The sequence below is a fragment of the Paenibacillus sp. N22P23 genome (genome assembly GCF_059383735.1).
Map to the genome: position 1 here is coordinate 206,054 of NZ_JBXENT010000006.1, position 18,012 is coordinate 224,065.

13 protein-coding genes are annotated in these 18,012 nt (G+C 52.5%); 12 read left to right on the top strand and 1 reads right to left on the bottom strand.

Going from position 1 to position 18,012, the window contains the following annotated elements; genetic code table 11:
* Positions 1–8: 8 nt before the first annotated feature.
* The 9 genes from AC506A_RS22785 to AC506A_RS22825 all read left to right on the top strand — a co-directional run bounded on the left by AC506A_RS22785 (position 9) and on the right by AC506A_RS22825 (position 11,373).
* Complete coding sequence (locus AC506A_RS22785) at positions 9–917, top strand: DMT family transporter (RefSeq protein WP_495463284.1); 909 nt, start codon at positions 9–11, stop codon at positions 915–917.
* Positions 918–1,084: 167 nt separating this feature from the next.
* Complete coding sequence (locus AC506A_RS22790) at positions 1,085–3,433, top strand: hypothetical protein (protein WP_495463285.1); 2,349 nt, start codon at positions 1,085–1,087, stop codon at positions 3,431–3,433.
* A 35-nt stretch (positions 3,434–3,468) separates the two neighbouring features.
* Positions 3,469–5,211: an ABC transporter ATP-binding protein gene (locus tag AC506A_RS22795; RefSeq protein WP_495463286.1), complete on the top strand. Its 1,743-nt coding sequence runs from the start codon at positions 3,469–3,471 to the stop codon at positions 5,209–5,211.
* A 119-nt stretch (positions 5,212–5,330) separates the two neighbouring features.
* A complete protein-coding gene (locus tag AC506A_RS22800) occupies positions 5,331–7,139 on the top strand; it encodes an ABC transporter ATP-binding protein (RefSeq protein WP_495463287.1) in 1,809 nt (602 codons plus the stop codon).
* A gap of 173 nt (positions 7,140–7,312) precedes the next feature.
* Positions 7,313–8,293, top strand: a complete 981-nt coding sequence (locus AC506A_RS22805) for a phosphotransferase (protein WP_495463288.1) — start codon at positions 7,313–7,315, stop codon at positions 8,291–8,293.
* Positions 8,294–8,317: 24 nt separating this feature from the next.
* Positions 8,318–9,193 (top strand): SDR family oxidoreductase, encoded by an 876-nt coding sequence (locus AC506A_RS22810; protein WP_495463289.1) that lies wholly within the window; start codon positions 8,318–8,320, stop codon positions 9,191–9,193.
* Between the two features lie 20 nt (positions 9,194–9,213).
* On the top strand, positions 9,214–10,275 hold the full coding sequence (locus tag AC506A_RS22815; RefSeq protein ID WP_495463290.1) for a S66 family peptidase: 1,062 nt from the start codon (positions 9,214–9,216) through the stop codon (positions 10,273–10,275).
* A 71-nt stretch (positions 10,276–10,346) separates the two neighbouring features.
* Positions 10,347–10,931 carry a hypothetical protein gene (locus AC506A_RS22820; RefSeq protein ID WP_495463291.1) on the top strand — a complete coding sequence of 195 codons (585 nt, stop codon included), beginning with the start codon at positions 10,347–10,349 and terminating at the stop codon, positions 10,929–10,931.
* A gap of 22 nt (positions 10,932–10,953) precedes the next feature.
* The gene (locus AC506A_RS22825; protein ID WP_495463292.1) at positions 10,954–11,373 is read left to right on the top strand and encodes an NUDIX hydrolase; all 420 of its coding nucleotides are present in this window, start codon (positions 10,954–10,956) and stop codon (positions 11,371–11,373) included.
* A gap of 64 nt (positions 11,374–11,437) precedes the next feature.
* Here the strand turns inward: AC506A_RS22825 and AC506A_RS22830 are convergent, their stop codons facing one another.
* A complete protein-coding gene (locus AC506A_RS22830) occupies positions 11,438–12,457 on the bottom strand; it encodes an LLM class flavin-dependent oxidoreductase (RefSeq protein WP_495463293.1) in 1,020 nt (339 codons plus the stop codon).
* A 355-nt stretch (positions 12,458–12,812) separates the two neighbouring features.
* Between AC506A_RS22830 and AC506A_RS22835 the strand changes: the two genes are divergently transcribed.
* The 3 genes from AC506A_RS22835 to AC506A_RS22845 all read left to right on the top strand — a co-directional run bounded on the left by AC506A_RS22835 (position 12,813) and on the right by AC506A_RS22845 (position 17,999).
* Positions 12,813–14,489, top strand: a complete 1,677-nt coding sequence (locus AC506A_RS22835) for a sensor histidine kinase (RefSeq protein WP_495463294.1) — start codon at positions 12,813–12,815, stop codon at positions 14,487–14,489.
* A complete protein-coding gene (locus tag AC506A_RS22840) occupies positions 14,464–16,086 on the top strand; it encodes a response regulator transcription factor (protein WP_495463295.1) in 1,623 nt (540 codons plus the stop codon). The genes AC506A_RS22835 and AC506A_RS22840 overlap by 26 nt, the downstream gene beginning before the upstream one ends.
* Before the next feature lie 158 nt (positions 16,087–16,244).
* Positions 16,245–17,999: an extracellular solute-binding protein gene (locus tag AC506A_RS22845; protein ID WP_495463296.1), complete on the top strand. Its 1,755-nt coding sequence runs from the start codon at positions 16,245–16,247 to the stop codon at positions 17,997–17,999.
* Positions 18,000–18,012 lie beyond the last annotated feature (13 nt).

An 18,012-nucleotide genomic window follows, 5' to 3' on the forward strand; every position in this document is an offset into this window, starting at 1 on the left:
ATTTTAGGTTGCCCAGACTCATCTATGCTGCACTTCTGTTGTTAAGTCTCATTTGGGGCGGTTCATTTTATTTTATCAAACTATTGCTGCATGACTTTGGCCCGTGGTCGATCGCGTTTCTGCGTTCATCCTGCGGACTCGTCGTTGTGCTGCTCATTATGCTGATCTTCAAGAAGCCTTTCGCCTTCCGGAGCTTGCCATGGCCGGCGATGTTCATCATGGCCCTGATCAATACGGCGCTGCCTTGGACGCTGATCGGATTCAGCGAGCAGCATCTGACGAGCAGTATGGCTTCGATCTTGAATGCGATGACGCCGGTGTGGACGATCATTGTCGGTATTCTGTTCTTCCGAAGCAAGTCTCACTCCATGCAGTGGGTGGGCATTGGCGTAGCGACAATAGGCTTACTTATCCTGCTCGGCATTCGGCCAGGCGCGCTGCTAACGGTCAATGGCATCGGGTTGATCGGCATGCTGACCGCTACGTTCTGTTATGCCGTAGGCTCGCAATTATCCAAAAGGCTGTCCGTACGAGGCTGCTCGATGTACCAAATTACATACGGCACGCTGCTTAGCAGTGCGATCGTCAGCGGTACGCTCGCATTCTCAACAGAATCGATCACATGGCCTCACTTAACGGATATGAGCAATGTACCGCATATTATCGGGCTTGGGATTTTCGGCTCTGGTTTCGCTTATATCTTGTTCTACTATATGGTCGAGAAAGGCAGCGCAGAATTCGCCTCGATGGTCACGTATTTGGTGCCCTCCACCGCATTGATCTGGGGCTCGGTCCTACTGAATGAAGCGGTCAAGTGGAATATGCTCGCAGGACTTGTCATTATTCTCTTCGGCGTATTTCTAGCAAGCCGCAAGCCGAGACGAGAGGCTGTATTGAAGCCGAGAAGTGTTCAGTGAGTACGTTGTAACGATAGGTGAAAAATAGACCCGCCGACAGCTGTACTTTCATGCAGCTTGTAGGCGGGTTTACTTTTGGCCGTATAGCGAGGTCCAATTTTTGCAGCCAGGAGGATATATCCATTTTCCGGCAAATTACTATTAGGATACAGGGAGGGGAATCAGAGATGAAGTACTGCGGGATGTTTGATTCGGCGTGGATCCTTTCGACCGGATTTGATGCCATAAAGGTAGGGAACAATGCGATTATCCATACAGTGGCTGCACAAGGTGAGGTTAGTTGTGCTGAGCATATATTTCGTTTGGACGAAGGCCAGTTGAAGATTACGGAAGTATCGCATGCTGTTGATTTTGAACCTATAAGAGAGCTGGCATCGCAAGGGTTAGTTGATATTCGTAAAGTGCAGCTGCTCTATATACCGGACCACTCCTGTGAGCTTGACGAATTCGCGATCAGCTTCAACTTTATGCAGGATGTTCCGGAACTGTGGGAAGAGGCTAAGCGCAGCTTCCACTGGATTCCGAATATAAAAGCGAAGCCTGAGCATGTGTCCGGTCAGCATGTATTCCGTTCTCCTGCAGTGATCCTGACGGCGGGGCGTTATGGGGCCGCGCTGATTCCGGATTTGTGTGAGCTCAACAATTATCCGCAGTGGCATCGTTACTTGGATTTGCGTTTCTCGGATGAGCGGGATAATGGGGTGGCGAAAGCGCCGGTAATTGAATATGGAGTAAAATCCCTAATACCCACAGAGCATACCTATTATAAGCCGGATGGCCAACCCTTCAGCGTAACGGCGGAGGAAGGCATTAGGCTGTCGTTTTATGTGCTTGTTTTTGAAGACTGTACTCCTGTTCAAATTGTAGATAGCACGGCCTCATTGCTGTGGAATGCGAATGCGCCGGTCTATGAAGCAAATGTACTGCCGCAGACGGTAAGATATGAGAAATATGCCCAGTATGGTAACGGGATGGCGCTGCAGTATTTGTGGAGACAGGGACCAGCAGTAGAGAAGACGGGCGGCATAACGCTGACTACTTATCGAAGAGAAGACGGCGTGATGAGCGGGCGCGAATATCCGGATGATCTTTGGTTTCATTCGTGGTTCAATAACATGCGAACGGCCATGGAGCTAGCTGATTTCGGCATGAGGCTGAACCGGGAAGAATGGATGGACAAAGCGGCGCAAATTGCTAATTGCTTGGTTTCCGCTCCCCAGCAAGAAGGGATATTCGCTACGATTTATAGGCCGCATACGGGAGAATGGGCAGCTTCTAGTGGGCATGGAGGCGGGCAGCAGCTATACAGTGTGCCGGATTGTGCATGGTCCGCGATCTGGCTGCGGAACTATGTGTTGGAGTACGGTGCAGTCAGCGGGGCGGATGAGTTCCTCAGCGGCTGGAGAGGTTTTCTCTATGCACATCAGAGTGAAGAAGGCGGCTTCCCATGTTGGGTGAATAAAGCGGATCTGTCGGCAGATCCTCGGCTGAACAACAGTGCCTCGGGAGCACTTGCCGTATGGTTTCTGGTTGGGGAACTGCTGGCAGGCTCGGTGCCGGAGGAGGAGCAAGAGAAGACACGGCTTACGGCAATACGCGGTGCGGATTACTTGATCCAGCATGTCCTTCCGGAGCAGAAATTCGAAGACTTCGAGCTGTATTACTCCTGTTCGAGTAAATCGCTGGATTACTATGATCCTTTTACATGTATGTATGGTCAGAACACGCTAGCCATTCAATGGTGTGCGGAAGCATTCAGAGTCGTCTATTCCTTAACGGGAAAAGCGGAATACTTGGATGCAGGCAAGCTATGCGTTCACTTGTTGTCTCTCTATCAGCAGGTATGGAACCCGCCGTTTATTAGTCTCTATGCCTTTGGCGGCTTCGGCGTGATGAACACGGATGCGGAGTGGAATGATGCCAGACAAGCCCAGTTCGCCGAAACGCTCGCGAATTATTATGAGGTTACGGGCCGTTTTGACTTCTTGAGGCGGGCTGTTGCCGCGGCGAGAGCTTCTTTTGCGCTGATGGTGATGGATGAGAATGCGGAGGTTTGCCCTCATAATTATCAGGGGACGGCCGTTCAGTTTGAAATACACGGGAGCTCTGCCGAGAATTATGGCCATGGGGGCTTCGATGAACGCTCCTATCAAAGCGGTTTCCACTGGGGAACGGGCAGTGCCTTGGTGACGGCTGCTAGGCTGAAGAAACGATACGGGGATCTATATATCGATACAGCCAATAAACAAGCTATTGGGATTGATGGTCTGGTTGTGACCAGTGCAGCCTTTGGTTCGGATACGATCGTAATGAAGTTGGTGACCTTGTCGCCAAGTGAGAGCTTGGAGATTGTGGTACGAGGTTCGGCGGATCAGGCTGCAGCACCGATTGTTATTGAAGGGTACTCGGTTGAACAGACGGACAAGCTTGGTTGGTATGTTGCAGTACCGTTATCTCCTGATGGAATGGAGTGCCATGATGGTGCATTCCCGCAGCAAGAGGTACAATCAAGATAGTTTCTTTTGGCAAAAAGTAAAAAGGGGGCAATATCTTGTCTTTCGTGACACGGCTTCAGTGGTTCTTTAAACTCAGATGGATGCATTACACGCTGGCCATCAGCTTGATGACGGTGGTCAGCTTGTTAACGACGGTTCCGCCGAAAATGATCGGGAACACCATCGACCGAATTCGCGAGCATACGTTGACGGCTTCTCAGCTGAGCAGCACCGTGCTGCTGCTGGTTAGTCTCTCTTTGCTCTTATATGTGCTTGTTTATATTTGGATCACAACCTTGTTCGGCAACTCGGTGCTGATCGAGAAGCTGCTTCGCGGGCGATTTCTGGCGCATCTGACACGAATGACGCCGTCGTTCTTCCAGCGCAACAACACCGGCCAGCTGATGGCGCTTGCTACAAATGATATCCTTGCCATTGGCAACACGGCCGGGTATGGGGTTATGACGCTCGTGAATACGCTCGTTGGCGCATCGGTCGTCATCATTACGATGATTTCGCTGATCGATTACAAGCTTATGTTAGCCGCATTAATTCCGCTGCCGCTGCTGGCCGTCGTCATTAACAAGCTTGGTCAGCGGGTTCGGGTTCGCTTCATGGCGGCTCAGGATGCTTTTGGCAAAATGAACAATCATGCGCTGGAATCGATCTCGGGCATCCGCGTTGTTCGTTCCTACGTACAGGAGGAGCATGATCTGACTGCCTTTGATCGGGTGACGACCGAGGTGATGGATCGCAACCGTGAGGTATCCATTCTCAATGCGCTGTTTCAGCCGCTTATCTCGCTTATTGTAGGCGTCAGCTATTCCATCGGTATCGGCTATGGCAGCTATCTGGTGTTTCACGATGAGATCACGCTGGGACAGTTAATCTCCTTTAATATTTATTTAGGGATGTTAATTTGGCCAATGATCTCATTCGGCGAATTCATCAACGTCCTGCAGCGGGGGAGTGCTTCTGCGGATCGTTTGGATCAAGCGTTCAAGCAGGAGCCGGATTTGAAGGATGCGGCGTCGCCTGTTGCCGTGGCCGTTCCGACGAAGATTGAGATGAAAGGACTCACGTTTACGTATCCGACAGCAAATCAGCCCAGTCTGCGAGAGGTATCATTCGAGCTTGAGCGCGGGCAGACACTTGGCATCGTCGGCCGTACGGGAAGCGGGAAGAGCACGCTGCTGAAGCAGTTGCTCAGACAGTATCCCGTCGATTCGGAGAAGCTGTTTATCTCGGGAGTGCCAGTTGAGCGCATCGCGATCGACCAAGTGAAACGATGGATCGCTTATGTGCCGCAGGAGCATCTGCTGCTCTCGAAATCCATCAGCGACAATATCGCGCTTGGCAAGCCGCAGGCTTCGGAAGCCGAGATCGCGAAGGCCGTCGAGATGGCATCCTTCACCTCGGACATCGCCACGATGCCGGAAGGACTTGGCACGATTGTCGGCGAGAACGGCGTTATGCTCTCCGGCGGTCAGAAGCAGCGGCTTGCGATCGCGAGGGCGCTGCTCATCGATTCGGAGGTTCTGCTGCTGGATGATGCCCTGTCAGCGGTTGATGCCAGAACGGAAAGCCGCATCCTGCATCATATCCGCCTGGAGCGGGCCGGCAAAACGACCTTTATCGCGACACACCGCCTATCTGCCGTCAGCCATGCGGATTGGATTCTAGTGCTCGATGATGGGCGAATAGTTGAAGAAGGCACACATGAAGAGCTGATGCGTTTCGGCGGCTGGTACAGGCAGCAATGGGACCGCCAGCAGATGGAAGCGAGCTTGGAAGACTAGCGAGGATCGGCGTGATCAGCAGCCGAAGGGAGCTAGGTCTGTCGAAAAATGGCGGCCAGGGCCAGGACTGATCGCCAACAAATTAGCCCGCCAAGGGCATCCGAATTCAGGAGGTAGCTATGAATCCATCCACGACGAGAAGGCTTCTCGGCTATGCACTCGTCTACAAATACCGTATTCTTGCGGCGCTGTTCATCCTTTGCTGCGCGGTCGGCGCTGAGCTAGGCGGACCGTATATTACCAAGACCATCATCGATAAACATCTCTCGATCGATGAGCGAGACATTGGCGCTGTTCTTAGGCTGCTGGGCCTCTACATGGGGCTGCTGCTCACGGCAAGCGTATGTAACTTTACGCAGTCTTACCTGCTTCAAGCTACTGCGCTGCGCATTATTAAGAACATGCGGATCGACTTGATGCGCCATATCGGACGTATTCCGCTGAAGTATTTTGACAACACACCGATTGGACAGGTCGTCTCGCGTATCGCGAACGATACGGAGGCTGTACGCGATCTGTTCATGAGTTTCATGGCGACTTTCGTAGTCAGTCTTGTGCAGCTGACGGGGATTTACACGGCGCTGTTTATATTGGACGCCAAGCTCGCGTTGTACGCGCTGCTATTGCCGCCACTGTTCGTTGTTATTATGTACGTGCATTTGAAATACTCCAAAGGCTTCATCACGATCATGCGTGCCCGGCTTAGCGATATGAACGCGATGATCAATGAATCGATTGTCGTCATGCCGATCATTCAAGCGTTCCGCAGGGAGAAAGTAACGATTGAGGAGTTCGAAGTGCTGAACGAGGATCGTTATGTGAACCAAGTGAAGCAGTTCCGGGTGTTCTCCCTGTCCTCGCGAAATATCGTAGGTACCATCGGTAGTTTAGTTACCGCTTATGTGGTGTGGTATTTCGGAAGGGAGTCGCTGCAAACGGCTATTTCTTTCGGGGTGTTCTATGCCTTTATCGATTATATGGGCCGGGTTTTTCAGCCGATTATCGGGATATTCGATCAGCTGACCAATGCGCAGCGTGCTTTCGTATCGGCCGAGAAGGTGTTCGCAATTATGGACATCGAAGGCAAGGAAGTTGAAGATACCGCAGGCGTTAGCCGTCCAGAGGGCGTTGTGAAATTCGATAACGTGACGTTTGCTTATAAGGAAGGCGAGAATGTGCTGAGGGGCATCTCGTTTGAGGCGCGCAGGGGCGAGACGGTTGCGCTTGTCGGCCACACCGGCTCAGGCAAAAGCTCCATCATGAACTTGCTGCTCGGCTTCTATGAGCCGCAGGAAGGTGTCATCACTATCGATGGGCGCGATATTAGCAGCTTCTCGAAGCAAGCCTTGCGCAAGCATATGGGCATCGTGCTGCAGGATCCGTTCTTGTTCGCAGGCGATATCAAGTTTAACGTCAGCTTGTACAACAAGGAGATAAGCATCGACCGCGTGAAGAATGCGCTGCGTGAAGTCGGAGCTGCGCCTTTCATCGAGCAGCTGCCAGGCGGATATGATGAACTGGTCGTTGAAAGAGGGAGCACGCTGTCTTCCGGGCAGCGGCAGCTGATCTCGTTTGCTCGGGCGCTGGCGTTCGACCCTTCCATTCTGATCTTGGATGAGGCGACAGCAAGCATCGACAGTGAAACGGAAGGGTTGATCCAGCAGGCGTTGAAGGTCGTCAGTGAAGGGCGCACAACGCTTGTTATTGCGCACCGTCTCTCGACCATCCGCGAGGCGGATCAGATTCTCGTGCTGCATCGCGGCGAAATTGTAGAGCGAGGCAATCACCGCGAGCTGATGGCGCTACAGGGCCGATACTTCAAGATGTATCAGTTGCAAACAGGCGAGCAAGCTGCGTCGTCAACCACTGTTGCTCCGACCGGAACAACGGATGCCTCGGCTGCTGCGGCAGCGAGTAAGAGTTTGTAATAGAAGGGCTGTCTCAAAAGTGTGCATGGCGACTTTTGAGACGGTCCTTCTTTTTGTTAGGGGAAGCAGCATTCTTCCCGCGATCTCGTGCTGATGGTCGTTTCATCTGCCTCGGTTTCCATGTACAATAGGCGGTATATGGGAATGTTTCCCGGCAAAGGAGGTGGCGCGCGTTGAAAGAGATCGTACGGCCGGATGGGACGCTGGATGACCGTCGAATTTGGAGAAGAGATATTCTCTATACCGGCACGAACGGAAAGTGCGTGGAGCGCGTCTATGTATCGCCGGATGAAAGTTTTATTTTCAAACCGTTAACGAATGAGAGTCAGCTTGGGCAAGAGGCCTGGGTGTATGAACATATATTGAAGGGGATGTCTTTCCCGCCGATTTATCCGCAGCTTCTGGCGGTATCGGAGCTTGCGGCCGGCGAGAACAGCTGGCAGATATTCGAAGATCTCGGCATGTTGGAGCATCGGTTCGAAGCGGAAGCCGCGCTCGAACTCATCTCGGATGTGGCGTGGTGGCATGCTTTGCCTGTGGAACACTTGCAGCAGCAACCGCTGCTTGGGCCGAAGCCGTTCATCGAGGACATTGCGAAGCAGGTGATGGATCGCCGCCGCCGTGATGAGCTGCTGGATGCACTCTCGACAAGGTTCGAAGATGCAGAGTCAGTCCTCCAGCATCTGGAGTTGCTGATGCAATCGGTGCCTCTCACGGAGCAGTGGGAGATAAACGTGCTCTCCCATGGTGATCTGCACCTTGGCAATTATGCGAAGGTGAAGGGGGCTGTCCGTGTGCTCGATTGGGAGCATGCTCATCTGAACAGCCGCTATTGGGACTTGTACCACCTAATCGATTCCTCGCATCCCGTCTTCCCGAAGGCGATGAATGCGGAGCTTCGTGAGGCGTTGCTGGAGCGGTATTTACTTCATAGTGCGAGTCATGGCATGACACTGGACGGGGATTCTTTCAAGCTAGGCTATTATTTGTTCACGGCGCTGTTCTCGTTATGGATGGTACTGCTGATCGATGGTGATCTGCGGCGTCTCGCGGGAGTTGATGGCAAATGGTCAGTTAAACAGCTGCAGGAGCAGTTGAAGGAGACGCTGGACAACTTCGAACAATGTATCGACATGCTGGTCATTAAATCATAATTCCTCTGAAGGAGTGATTCTGGAATGACAAACAATAATCGCGCTCAGCGAATTGCCCTGGTGACCGGCGCAAGCGGCGGTATGGGAAGGGCAACGGCTGCGCTGCTTGCAGCAGAGCACGGCATGAAGGTATATTTGCTCGCTCGAAATCGGGAGAAGGGGCAGACGGCCGTTGACGATGTGAACCGTAAATCCGGCCGCGGCGATGCAGAGCTGCTGCTATGTGATCTGGCTTCCTTCGCAAGCATCCGAGAGGCTGCGGCGGAGCTGGCAAGCAGGACAAGCCATCTCGATGTGCTGGTCAACAATGCAGGCATTATTACGCTAAAACGGGAAGAAACGGCAGACGGGTTCGAGCGGCAGCTCGGCGTGAACCATCTGGGGCATTTTCTGCTTACGGGGCTGCTATTGCCGCTGCTTCGTCAAAGCGACGCGGCGCGGATCGTCAATGTATCCTCCGGTGCGCATAAGATTGGAACGATGGACTATTCGGATCCGGGTATGACCAAGAGTTTCGCCGTTTGGCGTGCTTACAGCCGATCGAAGATCGCGAATATCTGGTTTACGAAGGAGCTGGCACGCAGGTTAAGCGGAACCGGAATCCCGGTATATGCGCTGCATCCCGGAGCGGTATCGACCGATATCGGGGTGAACCGCAACACGGGGTTCGGCGTACTCGTTCATAAGCTGATGCGTCCGTTCTTCCTTACGGCGGAGCAGGGCTCTGCGACGGCAGTATTCTTAGCGAGTGCGACTGAGACTGAGATTGGCGGCAGCTCGGGCGATTATTTCTATAAGCAGAAGCCAAGTCAGGTTGCGAAGCGGGCAGCATCCGCAGATGAGGCCGGACAATTCTGGGCGTGGAGTGAGCAAGCGACGGGATTCACCTATTCAATCTAATAAAGGGGGAGGGCATGGAGATGGGGACGATTCAATATCCTTGGATGGCTGAGGGAGCGACGATTGGGGTTACAGCGCCTTCCTCCGGCGTGGATCCGGTGGCGCACGGACTGCTGGAGAAGGTTAGCGAGCGACTGGGAGCAAGAGGGTTCCGTATTCAGTATGGAGCTACAACCTATACGCAAAATAAAGCCAAATCCGCTCCGGCGGCAGTGCGTGCACAAGAGTTTAATGCGATGATCCAGGATGCCGGAATCGATTTGATCATCCCGCCTTGGGGCGGCGAATTACTAATTGAGATGGTGGATCAGGTGGACTTTGATCATCTGCCAAGCAAATGGGTGCTCGGATATTCCGATTTAAGCGTTCTGCTGCTTGCCATCACGCTCAAGACCGGAATGGCCACGGCGCATGGGACGAATTTGGTGGATCTCAGGGGGGAAGTGACTGATGAGACGACCGCCATGTGGCAGTCGGTACTCTCCACGAAAGCCGGCGAGTCGTGCGTGCAGCGGTCCTCGCTTCATTATCAGAAGGACTGGGTGAACGACAACCCGAACGTGTTTAATCTCACGGAACCAACCTATTGGCGCAAAGTGCTGCCAAGCGGTGAGATTGAAACACCTAGTGGTGAGATTAATGAGCGGTTCAGCGGTAAAACAGTAATGAAAGGAAGACTGCTCGCAGGCTGCATCGATGTCGTCCGGCATCTGATCGGTACGCCTTACGGTGATGTTCGGCAGTTCAGAGAACAATACATTCCCGGAGAGCCTATAGTGTGGGTGCTCGAGAATTGTGAACTAAACACAGCGGATGTACGCCGGTCGCTGGTCCAGATGAAGCTGGCGGGCTGGTTCGAGAACTGTTCCGGCATTCTGTTCGGGCGCAGCCCCGCTAACAGACCCGTCGAGAATTACACGATCGAGGATGTGTATACCGACTTGGCGAATGAGCTAGGGCTGCCGATTGTCATTGATGTCGATTGCGGACATGTTCCGCCGCAGATCACCTTGGTTAATGGAGCATATGCGGAAATTGAAGTGGAAGCGGGCAGAGGGACGGTTAAGCAATCTTTTGTATAGAAGGATGAGCAGTGGGGAAGCTACCGAACATTCGGTGTTAGGCAGCTTTCTTTTGGAAGGGGTAGGCAGTTATGTTTAAAGGGAAGAGAATGTATTATGTGCTCGGTGCAGTGCTTGTACTGCTTCTGCTTAATACATTCATGGGCACGCGAAACAGCTCAACCGTTGAGGAAGTGCTTAATAAGGGCCATAACAAGCAGGTGCAGGTGCTGTACCAGACGAAAATGGATCAGGATACCTTAGCTTTCTATTTGAGCGTACCGGCTGAACAGACGGTCAGTCCGGCCAAGGATCTTGCGGTAACGGATATGGGTTACGGTTTATTGAAGAAGAACATTTTTGGCAAGTGGGTAATCAAGCAGTCCGCGGAATATGGCAGCATCAAGGCTTACCTCGCGGATGATGGGTTTACCGGTGAAATCGCGCTGGTACCGACGATTCTCTATGGGGTTGTAACCGATGATCACATCCGGTCCATAAAGGTAACGTTTCAAGATGGCGATAAACAGATCCAAACGGATGCGACCCTCGTAGACACCAAACCAATCCGACTCTGGTACGCGCTCTCGGATGAGCGGATCGCAGATCGAGAACTTACAATAAAGGCTGTCGGGCAGGATGGCCAGTCCATATCGACGAAGAAGGTTTCTTTTTAAATAACTGATGGGAGGACGCGCTTTGCAAGGTTACAATGTGCTGATGATTTATAGCAAAGATAAGGAACGGCTGCTCATGTGTAAACGACTGAAGGAGCCGTATAAAGGATTAAACAATTTGGTCGGCGGCAAAATCGAAACCGGGGAATCTGGAGCGGAAGCCGCGTACCGCGAACTGGCCGAAGAAACCGGCATCTCTCCGGAAGATGTTACGTTGCATCATGTCATGGACTTCACCTATTACCTGCAGGACTGTTACGTGGAGGTTTACGCAGGCAAATTGAAGCGTGATGTCGAGGTGGCAGGGGATGAGAATGAGCTCTACTGGTCGGAGCTGCATCATGATTTCTTCGACATGTCGCTCTATGCCGGTGAAGGCAATATTGGACATATGATGGAACAGGTGAACATGAGCAAGGTTCTTGAGATGGATGAGACGTGAAATGAAACGCCCTTTACTAAGGCCAGGAAGACGGCCGAGTAAAGGGCGTTTTGGTTACAAGGATTTAGTTCGTCGAGCCTTCGAGCCCAGCGGCTTCAGCCACGATCTCATAAGACCGCAGACGCGCGTTATGGTCGTAAATCTGCGAAGTAACGATGAGCTCATCGACCATTGTCTCGCTCAGAATTTCACGCAGGCGTGCGGCGACAGTTGCTTTATTTCCTGCGATTGCATACTTGAATTTGGACTGCAGCGCATCTCGCTCATGCGACATCCACAGCTCATCCATGTTGTCGATCGGCGGCTTCAGCTTGCCCGGATTGCCGCGGATGAGGCTGAGGAATTGCTGCTGCTGCGAAGTCGCAAGGAAGCTTGCTTCCTCATCGGTGTCTGCGGCAACGATGTTGATGCCGATCATGACATAAGGCTTCGCAAGCGCTTCGGATGGGCGGAAGCTGCTGCGATAGAGATGGATGGCCGGCATCAAATATTCCGGTGCAAAATGGCTCGCGAACGAGAACGGCAGCCCAAGCTCGCCTGCCAGCTTCGCGCTGAAGCCGCTTGATCCGAGCAGCCAGATCGGCACATCCAAGCCTTCGCCGGGCGTAGCGCGGACAGGCCTTGCAGAATCTGCCGGCGGATGGAAGAAGGCGCGCAGCTCGGCAAGCAGCTCCGGGAAATCCTGCCCGCCCGTAGCCAGATCGCGACGGAGCGCGCGAGCCGTCGTCTGGTCTGAGCCCGGCGCTCGGCCAAGGCCAAGATCGATTCGGCCCGGGTACATCGACTCCAGCGTGCCGAATTGCTCGGCAATGACAAGCGGCGCATGATTCGGCAGCATAATGCCGCCGGACCCGACGCGAATGCGCTTCGTGCCGCCGGCCACGTAGCCGATGACGACGGAGGTAGCCGAGCTTGCGATGCCTGCCATGTTATGGTGCTCTGCGAGCCAGTAGCGGTTGTAGCCAAGCCGCTCGGCGAGACGCGCGAGCTCCAGCGTATTGCGGAAAGCATCCGCCGGTGTCCCGACATCGAGAACCGGCGCCAAGTCTAATACGGACAGCGGAACTTTTATAGAATCAGTCATCGTTGACATGACCTCCTGTGTGATCATAGTTTGTGCGAGGCAAAGCCCCATACGTTCTCTTCATTATGAAACACCCCCGTAATTATATCAAGCAGCTAACTATTAACAAGTAAATATACATATACAAGCCATAGAGGAAACAGGCGATTCGTGGAGAACTATGTAGGACACCAATCCTGATCCTTCCAAACGCGGTAGAGTGTTTCCTGTCATTTATTTATATAGAAGCAACCAATATGCGGGGGTGGCCTAGCTGCTGAACATCCTGAAACGTATCGCTTCTGTGTCTATTTTACCCAAGCTTGTCCTCACTTTCCTTGTGACACTTACCCCACTGTATATCATCAGCTGGAAAATGAACGAGACCGGCTCCTCCCACGTCCAGAAAGAAATCACAGACTCCCTTGTATCGCGGACTTCCTTGTATATGAACATGCTGGAATTCGACATCGACAGCGCCATTCGGCAGCTGCAGGAATATGTCAATGATGATGACTTGCTTAAGTTGTCCTCCTCCTCCGAGGTAATGTCTGAGATTGAGAAGATGCAGGCGCAGCTTCGGCTCAAGAGCCGGCTGGACGGGCTCCAGAAATCCAGTGAATTCGTCGCAAACGCGATCGCCTTCATACCCGCTATGAACCGGACGGTGTCCGCGAATGCCAACGTCATCGGAAATTTCGATGAAGCGCAGTTCATCGCGCTGAGCAAGTCGACGAATCGGTTTGAGTCTCCTTTTCTGCTGTGGAAGGATCGGCTCTTCATTAGTATTCCATATCCCGACCCTGCTATTTCGAGCCGCAGAAGTCCTGTCTTCCTTCTTGCCATTGAGATTTCGCGTCCTGAATTAAGTATGGTGCTGCAGGAGTTTACGAATGAAGGCGGTCATACGGCGCTGGTCGGCAACAAGCAGCCGTTTATCATTACCGGCGGATCGGACGCGGTGGATGAAGAGCTCATTCGTGATTTCCAGCATGAAGAAGAAGCGACAAAGGAAGGGAAGCTGCAGTCGGTGGAATGGAAGGACGAATCGTATATGGTTGTCTCCAATCATTCTTCTCGACTCGACATGACCTTGCTCATGTACGTGCCTGCTAGCAAAGTGAACGCATCACTGCAGGTGTATCGGTTCTGGTTCTATGTGCTGTCCGCGATGTCCGTCTTCTTAGTTTTGTTGTTCTCCTACAGCATTTATCTCATCATTCATCAGCCGCTGAAACGGCTTGTTCGCTCCTTCAGACGGATTGAGCAGGGGCAGTTCAACCTGGAGGTCCACTATCCGCTGCAGGATGAATTCGGCTATCTGTACGGACAATTTAATGGCATGGTGAAGCGGCTTGATGTACTTGTCCATGAAGTGTATGAGCAGCAATATCTTGCAAGACTAGCAGAGCTGCGCCATTTGCAGTCGCAAATCAACCCGCATTTTCTGTACAACAGCTACTTTATTCTGTACCGGATGGCACAGCAGCGGGACCATGATAATGTTATATATTTCACGAAGCATCTGGGGGAATATTTTCAATACATTACACGCGATGGTTCGGATGAAGTACCGCTGGCAAACGAAATTCATCATGCCCGAACGTATGCGGAGATCCAATCGATTCGTTTCTCCGAGCGGATTTTGGTGGAGTTTGAAGAAGTGCCTGAAGAGCTTCGCTCATTCCCGGTTCCTCGTCTCATCGTACAGCCGATTATCGAGAACGCCTATAACCATGGGCTCGAGCATAAACGAAGGAATGGTTTAATTACAGTTGCATTCAGCACGAAACCCGGGGCTATCGAGATTTCCATCACCGACAACGGGGAGAACATGGACGAGGAGAAGCTGCGCGAGCTGCAATTGAGCCTGCTCGACAAAGCACAGCCGACTGAGCATACCGGCCTGCTTAATGTCCATCGACGGATTATTATCAAGTACGGGGGCGGCGGGTTGACGCTCAGCTTGGGTGAGGAACGGGGCCTCAAAGTAACTATGACGATTCCTAGGGAGGCTGCTGCAGAGAATGAACCGCTTATTGATTGTGGATGACGAGAAGTTCACGGTAGACGGCCTATATGAGATGATCGAGGACACGCCTGACTTGGAGCTGGACATCTATCGAGCCTACTCTCCGGAGGAGGCATTGGAATGGCTGTCTAGAACGAAGATCGACATCGTGCTGAGCGACGTGCGTATGCCGGGCATGACCGGACTTGAGCTCCAGCAGCGGATTGTGGCACAGTGGCCGCGCTGCAAGGTTATTTTCCTAACCGGCATTCATAACCTGGAAACCGCGCAGCTTGCCATGCGGACAGGTTCTATTGACTATATTCTCAAAACCGAAGGCGACGAAGCAATTATACGCAGTATTCGCAAGGCGATTGATAGTCTGGCAGCGGAGTCGCAGAGTCATCAATTTATGCTGCAAGCAAAAGATCAAATGAGCCGCGCGCTGCCGCTGCTGCATCGGGATTGGCTGATGGCGGTGCTGGAGCCAAACGGAGCCCATCCGCTTGTGACGGGAGATAAGCTGCAGGAGCTGCAAATTCCGCTGCGCAGCGATGCTCCTGTCATCCCGCTCATTGGCCGCATAGACCGCTGGGGGGAAGGCAGTTATCACGATCGAGCATTAATGCTTTATGCCGTTCAAAATATTGCGGCTGAATATTATGCGCCGCTAACGGTATTTACCGCGAGCATCGACATGCACCACTTTGTCTGCCTTCTTCAGCCAACTGTTGAAACCGGCAAACATAGCGATACGTGGCAGGGCACGGTCAGCTTTGTGCAGGGCACAATGGAATCGATCCAGCAAACCTGTGACAGACTGCTGCGGCTGCCTGTCTCGCTTATTTGCGGCGCACAACCTGCAGAGTGGGAGCAGCTGCCGCGCGTATATGAGCAGATGAAGAAACGGTTGATCGTCGGACTCGGTACACGGGATCGGATGCTGTTGATCTTAGACCAGCGTGAAGAGGGGAACCTGTCACACGCTGCCCTTCCTCCGCTGCGGACACTGACGCTGCAGCTGGAGCGTTTGCTGGAGGACGGAACGGAGGAGGCGTTCGCAGATGCGATCAAGTACTATACCGCGCTGCCTACTCAGTATGCCGACTACGCCCTTGTCTATTATGCGATTGCCAATCTCCTGCTCAGTCAACTGACACAGGGAGGGGAAAGCCGAATCGGCAACGGAGAAGGTGAGGTCGCTATCATGGACACGCTGATGAACCTCTCTGCGCATCAGTCGCGGGAGGCCGCGCTGCGCTATCTGCTTCGAACCGCTTCCACGATCTATGCAAGTCGCAAATCCATCCAGCATGAACGGACGCACCAGCTTATTGCGAGACTGCATCAATATATCCGGGGCAATCTGGGCGGCGATCTTTCGCTTACGAGCTTATCGGAAATCGTCTACTTAAACCCCGCCTACCTGTCCGTTCTCTACAAACAGCAGACAGGCACGAACCTATCGGAATACATCGCAGATGTGCGCCTCGAGAAAGCCAAAGAGCTTCTCACGGCTACTCCTCTCAAAATCCATGAGATTGCAGACAAGGTAGGTTTCGAGACCTCGGGGTATTTTATCCGCTTCTTCAAGAAACGGATTCAATTGACACCGCAGGAATATCGGGCACGGGATTAGCTGTCTGAGCGATGAGCGGGGGCGGTTCGCTGTCCCTGTTTCCGCGATTACCTATACAGGAGACCACGAATCTATAGATTGTTCCATAGTGGAGCGAAGCGCCGTCATTCTATACTGAAGGAGAAGGAAGCTTGCAAAATAAAAGGGAGGCTAGGGGAATGCGAAAGCCATTCAAATGGACTGCGGTTCTGCTTATGACTTTTATTTTTGTTTTTGTAACCGCTTGCAGCTCGGGGAATAACAACAACAAGAATACTTCCAATTCCACAGGGAATGACAAAACCAATACATCGACGAACACGGCAGATACGAGCAACAGCACAAATACGAATACGAACGAGCCTGCACCAGCGGCAGAGCCTGATCCGTACTTCGGCAAGTATGATCCGCCAATCAACATTACGAGCGTGCGTATCATCAACGATACGTTCAAGTTCATGGAAGGTCAGACGATCGACAACAACATGTGGACGCAGCAGCTTGAAGAGAAACTGGGCATTACAGTGAAATACGACTGGGTTGTCAGCGGCGATCAGCCGGGCGGCCAAGGCGAGCAGAAGATGAACGTTTCCATCGCTTCCGGCGATTTGCCGGCATTCATTCCGGTTAACGCTAAGCAGCTTAAACAGCTGCAGGAAGCCGATGAGCTTGAAGATTTGACAGCTACTTATGAGAAATACGCTTCTCCTTTCCTGAAGGAAATTCTCAATCAAGACGGACCGGCAGCACTTTCCTCCGCTACGTTCGGCGGCAAACTGATGGCTATTCCGAATACCGGTTCCTCGATGGACGGCGCGGGCATGATCTGGATTCGCAAGGACTGGCTCGATAAGCTTGGCTTGCAGCCGCCGCAAACGATGGCTGACGTGCTTGCCATCTCGGATGCATTCACGAAGCAGGATCCAGACGGCGACGGAAAGCCAAACTCCTACGGCATCGCGATGAACAAAGACTTATACGGCGGATTCGCCGATATTACGGGTCTTATGAACAGTTACCACGCTTATCCGAAAACATGGATCAAAGACGCAAGCGGCAATATTGTCTACGGCAGCATTCAGCCTGAGATGAAGACTGCGCTTGGCGTTCTGCAAGAGCTGTACAAGAAAGGCCAAATTGACAAAGAGTTCGGTGTCAAAGACGGCGGTAAAGAAGCGGAATTAACGACTTCGAACAAAATCGGCATGCAGTTCGGCCAAATGTGGAACCCGCTGTGGCCGCTGGTCGATAACAAGAAAACAGACCCGAATGCACAGTGGCAGTCGTACCCGCTCGTCTCTGCAGACGATCAACCGGTTACGCCACAGGTCGGCTTCTCTGTCGGACAATATTTTGTCGTGAAGAAAGGCGCTGAACATCCGGAAGCGCTGCTGAAGATGATCAACCTATTCGTCGAAACAGGCTGGGGTGAAACAACAACGCCTGAGAACTATGCGAAATATTTTACAGGCGATGGCTTCGAGAAGTTCAAAAACATGCCATTCCAAGCATGGCCGGCTCGTAAGAACCTGGATATCTACCTCCATGTGACGGCTGCTCTGGACAGCAAAGATTCATCCGCCCTTAATCCGGAAGAGAAGGATAACCACGATAAGATCGCTTCTTGGCTGGATGGATCGAGCAAAGAACCGCTGAACTGGGCGTATGAGCGCATCTTCGGCAAGGAAGGCTCCTTCAAAGTCATTGATCAATATGTCAGCGGCAAAGCGCTCAAGCTGACGGAGTTCTATGGTGCTCCGACGCCTGCAATGGTTGAGAAAGAATCGAACCTGCAGAAGAGAGAGCTCGAGACGTTCACGAAGATCATTATGGGTGACTCGCTCGATACGTTCGATAAATTCGTCGAAGAGTGGAAGAAGCTTGGCGGCGATGAAATCACGCAAGAAGTGAATGATTGGGCGAAGAACAAGTAAGTTCGCGTTGATG